19 protein-coding genes and 1 tRNA gene are annotated in these 17,094 nt (G+C 72.1%); 12 read left to right on the top strand and 8 right to left on the bottom strand.

Annotation, left to right across the window (positions count from 1 at the left end; all coding sequences use genetic code 11):
* Positions 1-56 precede the first annotated feature (56 nt).
* The 11 genes from WAB15_RS17570 to WAB15_RS17620 all read left to right on the top strand — a co-directional run bounded on the left by WAB15_RS17570 (position 57) and on the right by WAB15_RS17620 (position 10,060).
* Positions 57-989 (top strand): ABC transporter ATP-binding protein, encoded by a 933-nt coding sequence (locus tag WAB15_RS17570; RefSeq protein ID WP_407286831.1) that lies wholly within the window; start codon positions 57-59, stop codon positions 987-989.
* Positions 986-2,011 carry an ABC transporter permease subunit gene (locus WAB15_RS17575; protein ID WP_407286832.1) on the top strand — a complete coding sequence of 342 codons (1,026 nt, stop codon included), beginning with the start codon at positions 986-988 and terminating at the stop codon, positions 2,009-2,011. The genes WAB15_RS17570 and WAB15_RS17575 overlap by 4 nt, the downstream gene beginning before the upstream one ends.
* 170 nt (positions 2,012-2,181) lie before the next feature.
* Positions 2,182-2,577, top strand: coding sequence for a GntR family transcriptional regulator (locus WAB15_RS17580; protein WP_399146712.1), 396 nt, complete (start codon positions 2,182-2,184; stop codon positions 2,575-2,577).
* Between the two features lie 202 nt (positions 2,578-2,779).
* Entirely contained in the window at positions 2,780-3,565 is a 786-nt protein-coding gene (locus WAB15_RS17585; protein ID WP_407286833.1) for a MerR family transcriptional regulator, read from the top strand.
* Between the two features lie 87 nt (positions 3,566-3,652).
* The gene (locus WAB15_RS17590) at positions 3,653-4,927 is read left to right on the top strand and encodes a glycosyltransferase (protein ID WP_407286834.1); all 1,275 of its coding nucleotides are present in this window, start codon (positions 3,653-3,655) and stop codon (positions 4,925-4,927) included.
* Between the two features lie 138 nt (positions 4,928-5,065).
* Positions 5,066-6,442, top strand: coding sequence for a lysine N(6)-hydroxylase/L-ornithine N(5)-oxygenase family protein (locus WAB15_RS17595; RefSeq protein WP_407286835.1), 1,377 nt, complete (start codon positions 5,066-5,068; stop codon positions 6,440-6,442).
* A gap of 40 nt (positions 6,443-6,482) precedes the next feature.
* Complete coding sequence (locus WAB15_RS17600; protein WP_399146708.1) at positions 6,483-7,160, top strand: FMN-binding negative transcriptional regulator; 678 nt, start codon at positions 6,483-6,485, stop codon at positions 7,158-7,160.
* 1 nt (position 7,161) lies between these two features.
* The gene (gene solA / locus WAB15_RS17605) at positions 7,162-8,313 is read left to right on the top strand and encodes an N-methyl-L-tryptophan oxidase (RefSeq protein ID WP_399146707.1); all 1,152 of its coding nucleotides are present in this window, start codon (positions 7,162-7,164) and stop codon (positions 8,311-8,313) included.
* A gap of 290 nt (positions 8,314-8,603) precedes the next feature.
* The gene (locus WAB15_RS17610) at positions 8,604-8,783 is read left to right on the top strand and encodes a hypothetical protein (RefSeq protein ID WP_399146706.1); all 180 of its coding nucleotides are present in this window, start codon (positions 8,604-8,606) and stop codon (positions 8,781-8,783) included.
* A 265-nt stretch (positions 8,784-9,048) separates the two neighbouring features.
* On the top strand, positions 9,049-9,591 hold the full coding sequence (locus tag WAB15_RS17615; RefSeq protein WP_407286836.1) for a LuxR family transcriptional regulator: 543 nt from the start codon (positions 9,049-9,051) through the stop codon (positions 9,589-9,591).
* 124 nt (positions 9,592-9,715) lie between these two features.
* On the top strand, positions 9,716-10,060 hold the full coding sequence (locus WAB15_RS17620; protein ID WP_407286837.1) for a hypothetical protein: 345 nt from the start codon (positions 9,716-9,718) through the stop codon (positions 10,058-10,060).
* A 5-nt stretch (positions 10,061-10,065) separates the two neighbouring features.
* Here WAB15_RS17620 and WAB15_RS17625 read toward each other — a convergent pair whose 3' ends face one another.
* The 8 genes from WAB15_RS17625 to galU form a co-directional block, all read right to left on the bottom strand.
* Entirely contained in the window at positions 10,066-10,551 is a 486-nt protein-coding gene (locus tag WAB15_RS17625; protein ID WP_407286838.1) for a hypothetical protein, read from the bottom strand.
* 400 nt (positions 10,552-10,951) lie between these two features.
* Positions 10,952-11,024, bottom strand: a tRNA-Ala gene (locus tag WAB15_RS17630).
* 102 nt (positions 11,025-11,126) lie between these two features.
* Positions 11,127-12,146 (bottom strand): hypothetical protein, encoded by a 1,020-nt coding sequence (locus WAB15_RS17635; protein ID WP_407286839.1) that lies wholly within the window; start codon positions 12,144-12,146, stop codon positions 11,127-11,129.
* Positions 12,147-12,297: 151 nt separating this feature from the next.
* A complete protein-coding gene (locus WAB15_RS17640) occupies positions 12,298-12,912 on the bottom strand; it encodes a GNAT family N-acetyltransferase (protein ID WP_399146701.1) in 615 nt (204 codons plus the stop codon).
* Positions 12,913-12,926: 14 nt separating this feature from the next.
* Positions 12,927-13,430 carry a molybdenum cofactor biosynthesis protein B gene (locus tag WAB15_RS17645; protein ID WP_407286840.1) on the bottom strand — a complete coding sequence of 168 codons (504 nt, stop codon included), beginning with the start codon at positions 13,428-13,430 and terminating at the stop codon, positions 12,927-12,929.
* Positions 13,427-13,909: a cyclic pyranopterin monophosphate synthase MoaC gene (moaC, locus tag WAB15_RS17650; RefSeq protein ID WP_399146699.1), complete on the bottom strand. Its 483-nt coding sequence runs from the start codon at positions 13,907-13,909 to the stop codon at positions 13,427-13,429. The genes WAB15_RS17645 and moaC overlap by 4 nt, the downstream gene beginning before the upstream one ends.
* Before the next feature lie 59 nt (positions 13,910-13,968).
* Entirely contained in the window at positions 13,969-15,321 is a 1,353-nt protein-coding gene (gene glp, locus WAB15_RS17655; protein ID WP_407286841.1) for a gephyrin-like molybdotransferase Glp, read from the bottom strand.
* Positions 15,322-15,325: 4 nt separating this feature from the next.
* Positions 15,326-16,228, bottom strand: coding sequence for a UTP--glucose-1-phosphate uridylyltransferase GalU (galU, locus tag WAB15_RS17660; RefSeq protein WP_399146697.1), 903 nt, complete (start codon positions 16,226-16,228; stop codon positions 15,326-15,328).
* A gap of 111 nt (positions 16,229-16,339) precedes the next feature.
* On the opposite strand from galU, the gene WAB15_RS17665 reads away from it, so the two are divergent.
* On the top strand, positions 16,340-16,942 hold the full coding sequence (locus tag WAB15_RS17665; protein ID WP_407286842.1) for a 5-formyltetrahydrofolate cyclo-ligase: 603 nt from the start codon (positions 16,340-16,342) through the stop codon (positions 16,940-16,942).
* Positions 16,943-17,094: the final 152 nt, after the last annotated feature.

A 17,094-nucleotide genomic window follows, 5' to 3' on the forward strand; every position in this document is an offset into this window, starting at 1 on the left:
TCCGGGCCGCTCCCCATACTCATTCCACTAATGAACTAGCTAAAGGGGGGATCCGGGTGAGCGACCCGAGCCCGTGGGCCATCGAGGCCATAGGACTGGGGAAGAAGTACCGCCGCGGGTGGGCGCTGCGGGACTGCTCCTTCCGGCTCCCCGCCGGCCACATCTGCGCGCTGGTAGGCCCCAACGGCGCGGGCAAGAGCACGTTCCTGGGCACCGCGACCCGGCTGGTGCAGCCCACCACCGGGACGCTGAGGCTGTTCGGCGTCCCGGTGAGTGACCCGGCCGCCCTGGAGCGGATCGCCTTCCTCGCGCAGGACAAGCCGCTCTACCCGCGCTTCACCGTGGCCGACACGCTGCGGCTCGGCCGTGAGCTGAACCCGCGCTGGGACCAGGCGCTGGCCGAGCGGATCGTACGGTCCGGGAACGTGCCGCTCGCCGCCCGGATCGGCACCCTCTCGGGCGGCCAGCGCACCCGCGTCGCCTTCGCCCTCGCCTTCGGCAAGCGGCCCGAGCTGCTGCTGCTCGACGAGCCGATGTCCGACCTCGACCCGCTCGCCCGGCACGAGCTGTCGGGCCTGCTGATGGCCGAGGCCGCCGAGCACGGCACGACCGTGCTGATGTCGTCCCACATGCTCTCGGAGATGGAGGAGATGTGTGACTACCTCGTCGTCCTCGCCGAGGGGCGACTGCGGATGGCGGGCCCGACCGAGGAGCTGGTGCCCTCCCACCTGCTGGTGACGGGCGTCGCCGACGGAGAGGGCGGGGTGCCCGAGGAGCTGCGGCGGCAGCACACCGTGGTCGAGTCCCGGGTCACCGGGCGGCAGTTCAGCGCGCTGATCCGGTCCGGCGGACCGGTCTCCGAGCGCTGGGAGGCCCTGGTGCCGAGCATGGAGGAGGTCCTGCTGGCCTATCTGCGCTCGCCCGAGGCGCCCGACCTGATCGCGGACGGGGCCCGGATCGACGGCGGAACGCAGGAGGCGGCGGCATGAGCCCGATCGGCACCACCGACGACGCCGTCGCGGCGGCCCCGGCGGCCGGCCCGCCCACGTCCGCCACCGCGGACAACCGTCGCCGCGCCCTGCTGCGCGGCCTGCCCTGGCTGGTCTGGCACCGGCACCGCGCCTTCCTGCGGACCGGCCTGCTGGTCACTCTCGCGGCCTGCGCGCTCTTCGCCTACCAGCGCATCGGCGTGATGGAGTTCCTGGACCGCAAGGGCGCCACCCCGGACGCGGAAGGGCAGCTGCTCAACGACTTCCACAACCACTTCGGCTCGGCCTTCGCGCTCGACGCCGAGTTCCTGCAGTTCCTGCCGTTCTTCGTCGGCATCTTCCTCGGCGCCCCGCTGATCGCGAGCGAGCAGGAGCACGGCACCCTCAAGCTGGTCACCACCCAGTCGGTGAGCCGCGGCCGCTGGATCGCCGCCACGCTCGGCCTGCCGCTGGCCGTCGCCGCGCTGTGCACCGGCCTGCTGTCGGCCGCCTTCACCTGGCTGTGGACGCCGGCCCGCAACCTGGCCCTGGGCGGCGACTGGCTGACGGGCGGCGCCTTCGACATCACCGGCCCGATACCGGTGGCCACCACCCTCTTCCTGACCGCCTGCGGCATCGCCATCGGCATGCTGGTCAAGCGCACGGTGCCGGCGATGGCGGCCACCACCGTCTTCGCCGTGGTCGCCTCCGTGATCTGGAGCGCGAAGGTGCGCGACCGCCTCGGCACGCTGCGCAGCGTCAGCTATCCGTACGACGGCGGCGGCCCCGACCTGCCGCCCGGCTCCGTACGCATCGACGAGTGGGTGTCCACCGCCGACGGCAAGCTCTACGGCTACGGCACCTGCGTCAACAGCGATGCCGAGGCCTGCCGGGCCAAGCTGGGCATCGTCAACCGCGTGACCCAGTACTTCGACTACGAGCAGATGGCCGGGATGCAGTGGCTGGGCGCGGGGACCCTGCTGGCGCTGACCGCCGTGGTGCTGGCGTTCGTGGTGTGGCGGGCCCACCGGCGGCCGCTCTGAACGGCCGGGCGCGGCACACACCGGGCGGCGCTTTGACACCCGGCACCGGCGGCCGGATCATCAAGCGGTCGGGGGGGCCGGGCCGCGGCGGCGCAGCCACCGGCCCGGTCGGCGGCACGGTCGGCCCTAGGGGCGAGAGCATCGGCCCTACGGGCGAGAGCAGCAGAGAGGTGGTGAGCGTCGTCGAGTTCCGCATCGACCGCCGCAGTGGTGTCGCCACCTACCTCCAGATCGTCCAACAGGTCCACCAGGCGCTGCGGTTGGGGATCCTCGTGGAGGGCGACCGCCTGCCGACCGCCGCGCAGGTCGCCGCCACGACCAAGGTCAACCCCAATACGACCCTGAAGGCCTACCGCGAGCTGGAACGCGAGGGCCTGGTCGAGCCGCGCCCCGGCCTGGGGACCTTCGTCAGCCGCACGCTGGCCCGCCCCGAGTCCGCGGCGGACGCCCGGCTGCGCGAGGAACTGCGCTCCTGGATGGCGCGGGCCCGGACCGAGGGCCTGGACCGGGAGGACGTCCGGGCGCTGGTGAACTCGGTGCTGGAGGAGCGGTACGCGCAGGAGTGAGACGTACGGGAGTACGGAGTGCGGGGAGGGGCGGTCGTCTTGGCGGACGGCCGCCCCTCCTTCGCGTTTCGTCCGGCCGCGTCCCCGTCTTCCCGCCCCGCTTGACCCTCACGTAGCGTCAGGCCGCAGCCTGGCGGCGGTGCGGACGGCTTCTTGGCCGTCATCGCCGTCCTCCCGTCACCACGAGCGAAAGGCGCCGAGAGTGGGCTACTCGGTCGGGCAGGTCTCCGCCGCCGCGGGGATCACCGTGCGCACCCTGCACCACTACGACAAGACCGGACTGCTCTCCCCCACCGACCGCAGCCCCGCCGGCTACCGCCTCTACAGCGACGCCGACCTGGCCCGGCTCCAGCAGATCCTCTTCTACCGGGAACTCGGCTTCCCGCTCGACGAGATCGCCACCATCCTGAAAGACCCGCAGGCCAACGCCCTCGACCAGCTGCGGGCCCGGCACCGCCTGCTCAACGAGCAGATCACCAAGCTGCAGCGCCTGGTCGAGGTCGCCGAACAGGCCATGGAGGTCCAGCAGACCGGCGTGGAGCTGACGCCCGAGGAGCGGTTCGAGGTGTTCGGCGAGGTCGCCTTCGACCTCACCTACGCCACGGACGCCCAGCTGCGGTGGCACGACCGTGCGGGGCACCAGCGCTCCATGGCCAGCGCCGCCGCCCACACCAAGGAGGACTGGGCGCAGATCATGGCCGAGGCCGCCGAGTGGCGGGCGCGGCTGACCGCCGCCTTCGACGCCGGGGCCCCCGCGGACGGCGAACGCGCCATGGACCTCGCGGAGGAGCACCGGCAGAGCGTCAGCCGCTGGTTCACCCCGTGCCCCACCGATATGCACGGCCGGATCGCCGACGACTTCGCGGCCGACCCCCGGGCCTTCGCCCTGATCGTCCCCCCGAGCGAACAGCGCCCGGGCCTCGCCTCCTACCTGCGCACGGCCGTCCACGCCAACGCCGTACGCCAGTCGAGGCCCGACGACGACTGAGCGCCGGGCGACCCCGCGACCGCTCCCGCACATCCTGGTTCCGGCCCCGGCCTCAGGGGCCCGCACACCGAAGGCTGTTGACGCCCCATGAAGATCGTGATCGCGGCCGCCGGCTCGTACGGCGACGTCGCCCCGTACACCGGCCTCGGCGCCCGGCTCCGCGAGGCCGGCCACGACGTCGCCCTCGCCACCCACGACGCCTACGCCCCGCTCGTACGGACCGCGGGGATGGAGTTTCGCCGACTGCCCGCCGACCCGCGCGCCGGGCGTCCGGACGGCGACGGCGACGGCCCGGCACCGGAGGCCTCCCCCGGCGACCGGCGCGCCCTCCTGCGCAAGGCGGCCGCCTTCATCCGGGAACTGGGCACGGGACTTGCCGACGCCACCACCGACAGCACCGAGTTGCTGCTGCTGTCCACCACCACCGCGCCGCTCGGCCGGAGCCTCGCCGAGGCCTACGGCATCCCGTGCTGGGACCTCCCCCTCCACCCCAACGCCCCCACCGGCGACTTCGCCCCTCCCGTGAGCGGCACCCGCTCCCTCGGCCGCTGGGGCAACCGCGCCGTCGGCCGTCTCTCCCACCGGGTCGTCGACCGCCTCTACGCGGACGCCAGCCGCGAGTTGCGGACCCGCCTCGATCTGCCGCCCGCCACGCCCCGTACGCTCCGCCGCCGCGCCGAAGCAGCCGGCCCGCCGGTCCTGCACGGCTTCAGCGAGGTCCTGGTGCCCCGCCCCGAGGACTGGCCCGGCGGCCTGGACATCGTCGGGAACTGGTGGCCCTGGCACGCGCCCGAGGCCCAACTTCCCTCATCTGTGCAGGACTTCCTCGCGGCCGGACCGCCCCCGGTCTTCATCGGCTTCGGGAGCATGGCGGGCGGCGCGGGCGAGCGGCTGGGCGCCCTGGCGGTGGCGGCGCTGCGCCGCGCCAAGGTCCGCGGCGTCCTCCAGTCCGGCTGGGCCGGTCTGACCACCGGCCCCGACACCCTCGCCACGGACGACATCCTCACCATCGGCGAGGTCCCGCACGCCCTGCTCTTCCCCCACATGTCGGCCGTGGTGCACCACTGCGGCGCCGGCACCGCCGCGGCGGGCCTGCGCGCCGCGGTCCCGACCGTCCCCGTACCGGTCACCGCCGACCAGCCCTTCTGGGCCGCCCGGCTGGCCGCCATGGGCGCCGCCACGGCCCCGATCCCCTTCCGGGACCTCGCCGCCGAACACGCCGCGGACCGGCTGGCCGACGCTCTCACCCGAGCCACCGCCGACCCCGCCCACCGCGCACGCGCCCGGAGCGCCGCCGGCCGCCTCGCCGTCGAGGACGGTGCCGGCGCGGTCGCCGAGGCGGTGGCCCGCCTGACCGCGTAAGGCCGCACGCCGTGAGGCCCCGTCGCGTAAGCCCCCACCACGCAGGGCGGCACAATAGCCAAATTCCCGACGCACCGATATAGGACCAATTTCTCATACGGGAGATCCTTGACGGCCGGATGGCGTTCCCGCAGGCTCATGCTGAAATGCTCACGCCCTCAGCATTCAGGTAATCACCCCCTGGAGCACGTCTTGCCGGAAAGCCTGGAAACAGGGCGCTCCACTTCATCCTTATCCGATGAGGAACGAGCGCCGCTCGACGTACTGGGTGTCGGGTTCGGCCCCTCGAATCTGGCCCTCGCCATAGCTCTGCGCGAAACCTCCCACCCGCGGTCCGGGGTGCACTTCTACGAACGGCACCCAGGATTCTCCTGGCATGGCGGCATGCTGCTGAAGAACGCCACCATGCAGGTGCACTTCCTCAAGGACCTGGTGACACTGCGGAACCCGCGCAGTGAATTCACCTTCCTCAACTATCTGCACGACCGGGACCGGATGGTTGATTTCATCAACCACAAGGCCCTCTTTCCGAGTCGTGTGGAATTCCACGACTACCTGGAATGGGCCGCGGGCGCGCTGGCGGACCGGGTCAGCTACGGCCATGAGGTGCTGCGGATCGAACCGGCGGCATCGGCGGGGCGGGACCGACTGGACGTGACGATCGGCATACCCGGTTCCGACGGCACCCGGCAGATCGTGCGCCGGGCCAGGAACGTGGTGCTGGCGCCCGGTCTGCGGCCGTCCCTGCCGGACGGCGTACGGGAGTCGGAGCGGGTGTGGCACAGCGGCGGCCTGCTCCACCGGCTCGACGGCATACCGAGCGCGGCGCCCCTGCGCTTCACCGTCGTGGGTGCGGGCCAGAGCGCGGCCGAGGTCACCGCCCACCTCCACGAGCGCTTTCCCAACGGGCGGGTACGGGCCGTCTTCGCGGGCTACGGATACAGCCCCGCGGACGACTCCTCGTTCGCCAACCGGATCTTCGACCCGGTCGCCGTCGACGACTTCCACCGGGCTCCGCACTCCGTGCGGGACATGCTCGTCGACCGGCATCGGAACACCAACTACTCGGTGGTCGACAACGAGCTGATCTCGGAGCTCTACCGCATCTGGTACCAGGAGAAGGTGACCGCCGAGCAGCGGTTGCTGATCGATCACACCTCCTGCCTCATCGACGTCGAGGAGACCGCCGGCAGCCCGCTCTCGCTGACGGTCGAATCCCTCACCTCGGGCGAGAAGCGCAGCCTGGAGTCCGACTATCTGGTGTACGCGACCGGCTATCGCCCGGTCCCGCCCGACGATTTGCTGAGCCCCGAGCTGCTCGGCCTGTGCAAGCGCGATGTCACGGGCCGACTGCGCGTGGACCGTGACTACCGGATCCACATGGAGGACGGGGTGCGCTACGGAATCTATCTGCAGGGTGCCACCGAGCACACGCACGGCCTGTCCTCGACCTTGCTGTCCAACACGGCGGTCCGGGCCGGAGAGGTCGCCGACTCGCTCCTGCGCCACGTATAGACGCCGGCGCAGAACTTCGGCCTCGAAGGAGGACCGCGCTATGTACGTTCCCGCACATTACAAGGGGAGTTCGGCGGCAGCGGTGGCCACGGTGCGCGCCAGCCCACTGGCCACTCTCGTCACCGGAGCGGAACCGGTGCCCTTCGCCACCCACCTGCCGGTCGTGCTGCCCGAGGACGTGGCCGACGCCGTCGACAACGGGCCCGCGGATCTGCGCGGCCACCGGGTCATCGGGCATCTGAACCGGGCCAATCCGCACTGGCGCCACCTCTCGGCCGGGCAACCCGCCCTGCTGATCTTCCGCGGCCCCGGCGGATATGTCTCACCCGAGGTCTACGGATACACACCGGCCGCGCCCACCTGGAACTTCACGGCCGTCCATCTGCGGGGGACGATCCAGCCGCTGCCGGCCGGCGAGGAGACCCGCCGCGTCATCCACCGGACGGTGCGCGAACTGGAGGGCCGTTTCGGGCGCCAGTGGGACATGGCGGGGTCGCTCGACTACTTCGACAAGATCCTGCCCGCGGTGGGGGCGTTCGAACTGCATGTGGAAGACGTCGACGGGATGTTCAAACTCAGTCAGGAACTGGACCCGGAGACGAAGGACAAGACCACTGAGCACTTCGCCGCCAGCCCCGAAGGAACGCATCGGGAGTTGGCGTGCGCCATGGAGCGGTGGACCGGCGCCGAGGGCCGGCCGTCCGAGGGGAGCCTTTGAAATGGGCAAGCAGTATGACGTCGCCGTCGTCGGCCTGGGCGGTCTCGGCAGCGCGGCCGCCAACGCGCTGGCCACGGCCGGCCTGAAGGTCCTGGGGCTGGAGCGCTTCAGCCCGGTCCACGACCTGGGCGCCAGCCACGGCGAGTCCCGCGGCGTGTGGCAGGCGTACTTCATGGGCCCCGAGTACGTGCCGTATCTGCGCCGCGCCTACACCCTGTGGTCGGAGCTGGAGGAGGCGAGCGGCGAGCGCCTCTTCCACCGCACCGGCGGTCTGTGCCTCGGGCCGGCCGACGGCGCGCTGATACCCGCGGCCCGCGAGAGCGCCGAGAAGTGCGGACTGGAGCACGAGTACCTCACCGCGGACGAAGTGCACGCCCGCTACCCGCAGTTCGAGCCGGCGCCGGACTGCGTCGCGGTGTACGACCCGGGCTCCGGCTACGTCCAGCCCGAGCAGACCGTCCGGGTCGGGCTGGCCCTCGCCCAGCGGCACTCCGCCGACCTGCACTTCAACGAGACGGTGCGGGAGATCACCGAGAACCCCGGTGGCGCGCGGGTGTCCACCGACCGCGGGACCTACGACGTGGGACATGTCGTGGTGACCGCGGGCTGCTGGTCGCCGGGCCTGCTGCCGGAGCTCACCTTCCCCGTGGACGTGCTGCGCAAGGTCATGCTGTGGTTCGAACCGGACGGCGGCGCACAGGACTTCCAGCCCGGTCGTTTCCCGTACTGGATATGGGAGGGCGACGGCATGGTCGGATACGGGCACCCGGCCGCGAACGGCCTGCACGGCGGGGTGAAGGCGGGCGTGCACAGCGGCGGCACGCCCACCGACGCGGACGGCGTGGACCGCTATGTGCAGCACCGCGAGATCGCCGAGATCCAGGACTTCCTGCGCACCCGCATCCCCCGCCTCGGCGCGAGCGGCCGCTACCGCAAGAGTGCCGTCTGCCTCTACGACAACACCCCGGACCAGGCGTTCGTCATCGGTCCGGCCTCCGCACACGGCCGCGTCGTCGTGGCGGCCGGCACCTCGGGCCATGCCTTCAAGTTCCTACCGGCCATCGGCGAATCCGTCATGGAGATCGTGACGAAGGGATCCGCCGGCCAGAATCTCTCGATCTTCGACCCGGCTCGTTTCGCGGTCAGCCGCTGACCGCAGCGGAGGGTGAACGGTCCCGCGATCAGGCTCGCCGCGGTGCGGAAGGCGGTCATCGGCAAGAACACCGTGCCTCCCTTCCTCGCCGCGGCGGCGCTGCCGTCGGCGGGCCTCGCGGCACTGCCCGCGGCGGGGCGCACGGCTTCCCCTGAGGGGAGGCCCGGTGACAGAGGTGCCGCCCAGTCGGCTCGCCAACCGCCTCAACCGGCTGTTCGAGACGGTCCATCCGCCCGGACGCGGACCGTACAGCAACGAGGAAGTGGCCAAGGCGATCCGCGCGCAGGGCGGTGATCTCCAAGCAGTACCCCCACGCCGACGATCTACTGGCGCTGAAGGACGCGGGGGTCACCCAGATCGCGATGCGGGCCGTCGGGCTGTCACCCAGGGGCCTGCGGTTCGCCTCGGCGCTCCTCGATCAACTCCGTTTGATGGAAGGGCTGCCGCCCAAGCAGTCCGATCGCGCCTGACCCTGCGGCGGCTCCGCGTCGACCATGGTGCTGCCGACGGCGCGCGCTGCTCCTCGCCCCCTGGCAGGAAGTTGTCGGCCTCGGCTCCAGGGGCCCTTGCCCCGGTAGCGTCGCCGGCAGCTGAACCCTCGGGGACCGTCGCCGACCTCGCAGCCGTCCGCGCTCGTGACCTCGCATGCCGACCGCAGAGCGACGGAACGATGTGGAGGACGTACGCGTGGCGAGATCACCTGCGTTAGACGGGCACCGCGGCAGCACCGAACGAGTGGCCGCCGGTGCCCCCCTCACCCCTCGTGAACTCGACGTCCTCCGGCTCATCTCCCGGGGACTGGCGAATCGCCAGATCGCCCGCGGCCTGGGCATCTCGGAGAAGACCGTCAAGAACCACCTCAGCGCGATCTACGCGAAGATCGGCGCGGCCGACCGCACCCAGGCGGCGATGTTCGCCCTGGCCGCCGACGCCACCGGCGCCCCGCGGACGGGCGTCCGCGACGAGGAGCGCCGCGCCTGGCGACGGGAGGGAGCGGCGGATCACGAGGAGCACCCCGGACCGCGCAGCCGGCCCGCCGGCCTGACCGTTCGGGAGATGGACGTCCTTCGGCTGGTCACCCGCGGGATGACCAACCGGATGATCGCCTGTGACCTCGGCATCTCGGAGAAGACGGTCAAGAACCACCTCAGCGCGATCTACACCAAGATCGGCGCGGCCGACCGCACCCAAGCCGCCCTGTACGCGGTGACGGGCGGGCTGCGCGCACCGGGGCGCCGGGTGGCGTTCCGCCTCGCCGCAGCACATCTCCCGGACTGATCAGCCCCTTCTGGCAACACCCTGCCACCGCGAAGGACCAGGTCGAAAAGGGCGTACCTCGATGCGCCGGGTACCCCACACTGGACCGGGCAGAAGCCCGCGATGCCGGGAGGGGCGCGTCGTCGTGCGGAAGCGGTCCCACCACCAGCGCGGAGGCGTCACCGCGGTGCCCACGGGACCCCCGACGCACCCGACCGCCCCTCCCGGCCCTCTCCTCACGTCCCTGCTGGGCCACGGTCTGCTCATCGTGGGTGCGCTCTCCTCGCACCTGACCGTGATCGGATGGTTCACCCCACCGGAAGCCGTCCGGCGCAGGGCCGTACGAGCCGGTGCGGCCTACGCCCTGGCGCCGGCCACGGTGATCGTTCTCTTCCTGCGCACTCCGCTGCCGGGCGAGCACCCGAACGGCTGTCCGCCCTGCTGGACCGCCCGGCCGCCTGACCTGCGGCCAAGCGGAGAGCCGCACTGAGGCCCTCACTCACGGCCTGAATTGAGGCAACGCTCCAGACGGCCCACGAGTTCGGCCATCTCCGCCGGTACCGACGGCGGCCGGGGAGTCCACTCGCTCACCCGGCGCAACAGCTGCGTGGCGAAGTACTCGGCCGCCCATTCCTCGGGATCGGCATACTGAGTGCGCCCCAGCATCCGCCGTACCAGTACGGGATCGAGGTCTCCGGGAAGAGCGCGATACGCCTGCACGCCGCCGCCCACGGAATCGCACGGCTCGTGGTCCCATAACAGGTGCCCTAACTCATGGGCAATCACATGGACTTGATGCAGGGCCGAGGTCTCCGATTCGTAGCAGACGTAATCCGCGTCATGGGTGGAGACAAGGAGACCGCAGGGGTCCTCGGCGGCCAGCGCCACCGGAACGAGACGAATAGGCCGGTCGCGGCTCTCGCCCAACTGGCGGCACAGCACCGCGATGCCGAAAGGGCGGGGGAAGTCGATGGTCCGCAAAAGGTCCCGGCACTGACGGCGAAGGCGCCTGCGCCGCATGAGGCCCGCTGTTCCCGTGACCGCTCGCCGGCTGCCTAATGTGACGGGTTCTTCATCAGCGGCTGGTCCTCACACAGTAGTTCGCGCTCGACCGGCGTCGATCTCGCATGCGAAACGCCCCATTATGGTGGCACCGGGCGACCGATGGCGGCAAGCCGAGATCGTGAACTTCGTCCAGCCGCTCGTCGCACATCAGGAGAGCATCCCGAGGACGGTGCGGATGATCGCCCTGAGCGCGGGCGCGACGACACCCACGACGCCCGACCGGCCGCTCAAGATGATCGGCCGGGTCCGACCCTCGCCGCGGCACAACACGACAAAGCCCCCACCGGATCTTCCCGGAGGGGGCTTTGCTGTGCGGTGGACCTGAGGGGATTCGAACCCCTGACCCCCTCGTTGCGAACGAGGTGCGCTACCAGCTGCGCCACAGGCCCTTGCGACGAATGAAACTCTAGCATCCCGGTCGCGGTGCTCGGAAATCGCTTTCGATGCTGGTCAGCGGAGGAGCGTGACACGCGCGGCCGATGCGGCGCGGGTCACTCGTTCGCGGCGCGCGGGCGGTCCTCGTTCTCGTACTGGTCGAAGAGGGGGGTGCGGCCGCGGGGGCGGCGGGCCGGGGCGTCGGGCCGGGGGTGGTCGGGGGCGGCGCTGGAGCGGGCGGAGCTCCAGGCGTCGTCGGCCTCCAGGTCGACGTGGCTGGTGGCGCGCGGGGCGACCGGGGCCGTGACGTAGGTGGGGAGCGGGACCGGGACGGGTTCCCAGCTGCCGGCCGCGGGACGCGGGCGCTCACGCTCGCGCTGCTGGTCGACCCACTCGGCGTGGTCGGTCTCCTCGACCACCGCCCGGCGGCCGGCGGTGTGCGCGGGCGGCGCGGCGCGGGGCGGTTCCGGGGCGGCGTCGACGGGGACCTCAGCGCGGGCGTCGGCCGGGTGGTCGTCGGCGGGCGGCTGCTCGGCCGCCTGCCGAGGGCGGGGCCGACCCTCCCGCAGCCGCTGCGCCGCCGCCTCCGCCTTGCGCTGGTCCATGGTGAACGTGAAGCGGCGGCGCTCCTGGGCGCGCAGGTAAATGATGTAGGCGGTGAGCAGCAGGGCGGGCAGGGCGGGGGCCCACAGGAAGGGCAGGCCACCCACCGCGGCGACGATGGCGCCGACCGTGAAGGCGAGGAAGAGGACGGTGATGGTGCGCCGGCGGCGGGCGAGGACCTTGGCCCGCTTGGCGCGCTCGGAGAGCGACGGGCGCGGCGGGGCGGGCTGCACCCGGGTGTGGTGGGCCTCGGGCTCATCGGCCGCGGGGTCACCGAAGGGCCCGGCGGCGGCCTCGTCGGCCGGGGCGTCCGGGTCCTGCTCCTCGCCCTCATCGTCGGCGGGGTACTCCCCGCGCTCCTTGTCGTAGCGGCGCTGCATGGCCGCGCGTCCGGACAGCAGCCGGATGGCGGTGCTGAAGCGCTCGGTCGGACGGGCCTCGTTGAGCTCATCCTGTCTACGGAGCCACATCGGCACCAAGTAGGCGGCCCAGGCCCCGACGATGACTGCGTAGATGAGGCCGCTGCTTCTCACGACTCACACGGTAGAGGGGTTTGCAGGGGGCCATCCGCCAATTGGGCCGGTGTGTCGCACGATCTGGCTGATATCTCGAACTTTTTTGTGATGGTAGAGATCCGCGCCCTCACCAATCCGGCCAATCGGGAATTTTATTCGAACATTTATTTCATTTGTGGGGTGCGCCGGGCCTGCTGGGATTCTGGCGGCGCCAGCGGTTGAGCAGGCCCTCGGGCACCTCTTCCGCGGTGAGGGCGAAAACCGCGTGGTCGCGCCAGGCCCCGTCGATGTGCAGGTAGCGGGGCCGGATGCCTTCCTCGCGAAAGCCGAGCTTTTCGACCACCCGGCGGCTGGGGATGTTCTCGGGGCGAATGCAGATCTCAATGCGGTGCAGCCCCACGGCGCGGAAGCAGTGGTCGACGGCGAGCGCCACGGCGGTCGGGATCACACCGCGGCCGGCCACCTCCTGATCGACCCAGTAGCCGATATGTCCCGAGCACATCGAGCCCCAGGTGATGCCGGCGACGGTCAACTGTCCGACGAGCTGTCCGCGGTATTCGACGACGAACGGCAGCATCCGGCCGGCGTGTGCCTCCGCGCGCAGATGGCGGACCATCTGACGGTACGTGGGGCGGTGCGGCGGGGCCAGTCCGGGCGGGGGTGGCGGGACGGTGGCTTCCCAGGGGCGCAGCCAGTCGCGGTTGCGGCGGTTGACCTCGCGCCAGGCCCGTTGGTCGCGCAGCCTTATCGGGCGGAGGGTGACCTCACCGTCCGTCAGGACCACCGGCCACGGCGCGTTCAGCTCGGGCTCCCGGAGGGGCGGGGGTGGTCGCCGCCGCGGATCTGGTCCACGGCGTGCGGGAGGAGGTCGGCGAGGACGGCGAGGCCGTCGCGGACGCCGCCCGTCGAGCCGGGGAGGTTGACGATCAGCGTCGTGCCGGCGACACCGGCCAGGCCGCGGGAGAGGGCGGCGGTGGGGACCTTCTCGCGCCCCGCGGCGCGGATCGCCTCGGGGATGCCGGGCACCTCGTAGTCCAGGACCCGGCGGGTGGCCTCGGGGGTGCGGTCGGTGGGCGAGAGGCCCGTACCGCCGGTGGTGAGGACGACGGCGTAGCGGGCGGCGCCGACGGCCTCGCGGAGGGCGGCCTCCACCGGGTCGCCGTCGGGAACCACCCGCGGGCCGTCGACCTCGAAGCCCATGGCCGTCAGGCCCTCGGCGAGCAGCGGGCCGCCCTTGTCGGGGTAGACGCCGGCCGCCGCGCGGTTGGAGGCGGTGACGACCAGGGCGCGGGCGGGTCTCATGACCGGCTCCAGTCGCCGGACTTGCCGCCGGTCTTCTCCTCGACGCGGATGTCGGAGATCACCGCGGTCTTGTCGACGGCCTTGATCATGTCGACGACGGTGAGGGCGGCCACCGAGACGGCGGTCAGCGCCTCCATCTCCACGCCCGTGCGGTCGGTGGTCTTGACCGTGGCCGCGATCTCGACGGCGTCATCGGTGAGGGAGAGGTCCACCTTCACACCGGAGACGGCGAGGGGGTGGCAGAGCGGGATCAGCTCGGGAGTGCGCTTGGCGCCCATGATGCCGGCGATCCGGGCGGTGGCCAGGGCATCGCCCTTGGGCATGCCCTCGCCCCGAAGCAACTCGATGACCTGCGGCGATACCAGGACCCGGCCGCGGGCCCTGGCCGTGCGGGCGGTGACGTCCTTCGCGGAGACGTCGACCATCCGCGCCGCGCCCGCCGCGTCGAGATGGGTGAGGTGGTTCTGCCCGCTGCTCATCGTTCTCCCGGTGGAAACTGCCGCCTGTGGGACGACACCGTACCCCCGGCGGCTCGGGGTCACCCGGCGGGCTGTCCCAGGGGGACGACCTCCACGCTCCCGCCCGCGGCGACCTCGGTGGTGTCCTCGGGGACGATGATCAGCGCGTTGGCGTGTGCCATGGCCTTGATCAGGTGGGAGCCGGCGCCGCCGACCGGGGCGACCGTGCCGGCCTCGGCATCGTAGGAGCCGCGCAGGAACTGCCGCTTGCCCTGGGGCGAGGAGGCGATGGCCTCGGTGCACCGGGCGGTGACCGTCGGGCGGTGTACGTCGGCCAGGCCCATCAGGGCGCGGATGGCGGGGCGTACGAACACCTCGAAGGAGACGTACGAGCTGACCGGGTTGCCCGGCAGGGCGAGGAGCGGGGTGCGGTCGGGGCCGATGAGGCCGAAGCCCTGGGGCTTGCCCGGCTGCATGGCGAGCTTGCGGAACTCCACGCCGCCGCCCGCGAGGGGCGAGCCGTCGGGCTCGGCGGCGGACAGCCCCGCGAGGGTCTCCTTGACCACGTCGTACGCGCCGACGCTGACCCCGCCGCTGGTGACGAGGATGTCGGCCCGGATGAGCTGGTCCTCCAGTGTGGCGCGGAGGGTCTCGGCGTCGTCGGCGACGGCGCCCACGCGGTAGGCGATGGCGCCGGCGGCGCGGGCGGCGGCGGCGAGCTGGAAGCTGTTGGAGTCGTGGATCTGGCCGGGGCCCAACGCCTCACCGGGCTGGACCAGTTCGCTGCCGGTCGACATCACCACGACCCGGGGGCGGGGGCGGACCCGGACCGTGCCGTGGCCGAGAGCGGCGAGCAGGCCGATCTGGGAGGGGCCGAGGACCGTGCCCGCCGCGAGGGCCGGCTCGCCTTCGGTGACATCGCTGCCGCGGCGGCGGATATGGGCGCCGGCGGCCGCCGGGCGGTGGATGCGGACCTCGCCGCCGGCGTCCTGGGGGGCGGCGCTGTGGGCGCGCATCGTGGCGGCCGGTCCACCGCCCGCGCCGCCGTCGGTCCACTCGACCGGGACGACGGCCTCGGCCCCGGGGGGCACGGGGGCGCCGGTCATGATCCGGGCGGCCTGGCCGGGGCCGACCTCCGGCGGCTCGCCGCTGCCCGCCGCGACATCGCCGATGACGGTCAGGGCGACCGGGGCGGCTTCCGTGGCGCCCGCCACGTCGGCCGCGCGGACCGCATAGCCGTCCATGGAGCTGTTGTCGAAGGGCGGCAGGGCGACGGCGACCGTGATGTCCTCGACCAGGACGCAGCCCTGGGCGTCGAGGAGCTGCAGCTCGATCGGGTCCAGCGGGGCGATCTTGGACAGGACGTCGTCGAGATGCTCGGCCACCGACCAGACGCGGTCCTGGTGGCTGGTCCGGCCGGTGGCGTTGTTCAACGTCCTACATCTCCTCGGTGACGTAACTGCGCAGCCAGGTCCGGAAGTCCGGGCCCAGGTCCTCACGTTCGCATGCAAGTCTGACAATGGCACGCAGATAGTCGCCACGGTCACCGGTGTCATAGCGCCGGCCCTTGAAGACCACGCCGTGCACCGGACCGCCCAGGGAGGGGTCGGCGGCCAGCACCTGGAGGGCGTCGGTGAGCTGGATCTCGCCGCCGCGGCCCGGGTCGGTCTTGCGCAGCACCTCGAAGACGGCCGGGTCGAGGACGTAGCGGCCGATGATCGCGAGGTTGCTGGGGGCCTCGGCCGGGTCGGGCTTCTCGACCAGGTCCGAGACGGTCACGACGTCGTCGTCGCCGGTGGGAGCGGCGGCCGCGCAGCCGTAGAGGTGGATGTTCGCCGGGTCGACCTCCATGAGGGCGATGACGGAGCCGCCGTACTGCTCCTGGACCTCGACCATGCGTGCCAGCAGCGGGTCGCGGGGGTCGATCAGGTCGTCGCCGAGGAGGACCGCGAAGGGCTGGTCGCCGACGTGGGGAGCGGCGCACAGTACAGCGTGGCCCAGGCCCCTGGGGTCGCCCTGGCGTACGTAGTGCATGGTCGCCAGGTCGCTGGATTCCTGCACCTTGGCGAGGCGGGACTCGTCGCCCTTGCGGTGCAGGGCCTCTTCGAGCTCGTAGTTGCGGTCGAAGTGGTCCTCAAGGGGGCGCTTGTTGCGGCCGGTCACCATCAGGACGTCGGAGAGCCCGGCGGCGGCCGCCTCCTCCACCACGTACTGGATGGCGGGCTTGTCGACGACCGGGAGCATCTCCTTGGGTGTGGCCTTCGTAGCGGGGAGAAACCTGGTGCCGAGGCCGGCTGCTGGGATGACAGCCTTGCTGATCCGTGTGTGCGATGGGGTCATGCGCGACACCATAACCGGCCCTATCGGAACGATGATGAGGGTCCGGTCAATAGAGCACGAGAGCGGGAGCAAGGGCACACAGTGAGCACGAACCACGATAGAAAGCGCAGGTTGCGGCGCGATCTCCTGGAGGTGAGGAGAGCGTTGCCGGCGGATGTCATCGCGGCGACGGGCGAGGCGTTGGCCCGACGGACGCTGGAGTTGGACGAGTTGGCACCCTATGTCGCCCCGCCTCCGGACGCCCCGCGACCCGAGAACCCGCCGACCGTTGCCGCATATGTCTCGATTGGTGGTGAACCGTCCACCCGTGCCCTGCTGGACCGGCTACGGGCGGCCGGGGTGCGGGTGCTGCTGCCGGTACTGCTCCCGGACAACGATCTGGACTGGGCGCTCTACGAGGGCGCCGAGCGGCTCGTACCGGCGGGCTGGGGGTTGCTGGAGCCGGACGGCGAGCGGCTGACCCCGAAGGCCGTCACACAGGCGCAGGTGGTGCTGCTGCCGGGACTGGCGGTGGACCGGCGGGGGCTGCGGCTGGGGCGCGGCGGCGGCTCGTACGACCGGGTGCTGGCGCGGCTGGAGCGCGCCGGTGCGCAGGCGTCGCTGGTGGTGCTGCTCTACGACGCGGAGGTGCTGCCCGAGGTGCCGGCCGAGCCGCACGACCGGTATGTGCACGCCGCGGTGACGCCGTCGGCGGTACACCGCTTCCGGCACTGAGCACTACGGGCGGGAGGGCCGCGTACGGGGCACCACGGGCGGACGCGCCGCGTACGGGAGCGCTACGCACGCCGGCGCCGTGCACGAAGGCCTCCGCACGGGCGGGCGGGCGGTGCGGAACACCGACGGGCGGGCCGGAAGACCTTCGCGGA

Origin of the sequence: Streptomyces sirii (assembly GCF_045690365.1) — a bacterium.
GTDB lineage: Bacteria > Actinomycetota > Actinomycetes > Streptomycetales > Streptomycetaceae > Streptomyces > Streptomyces sirii.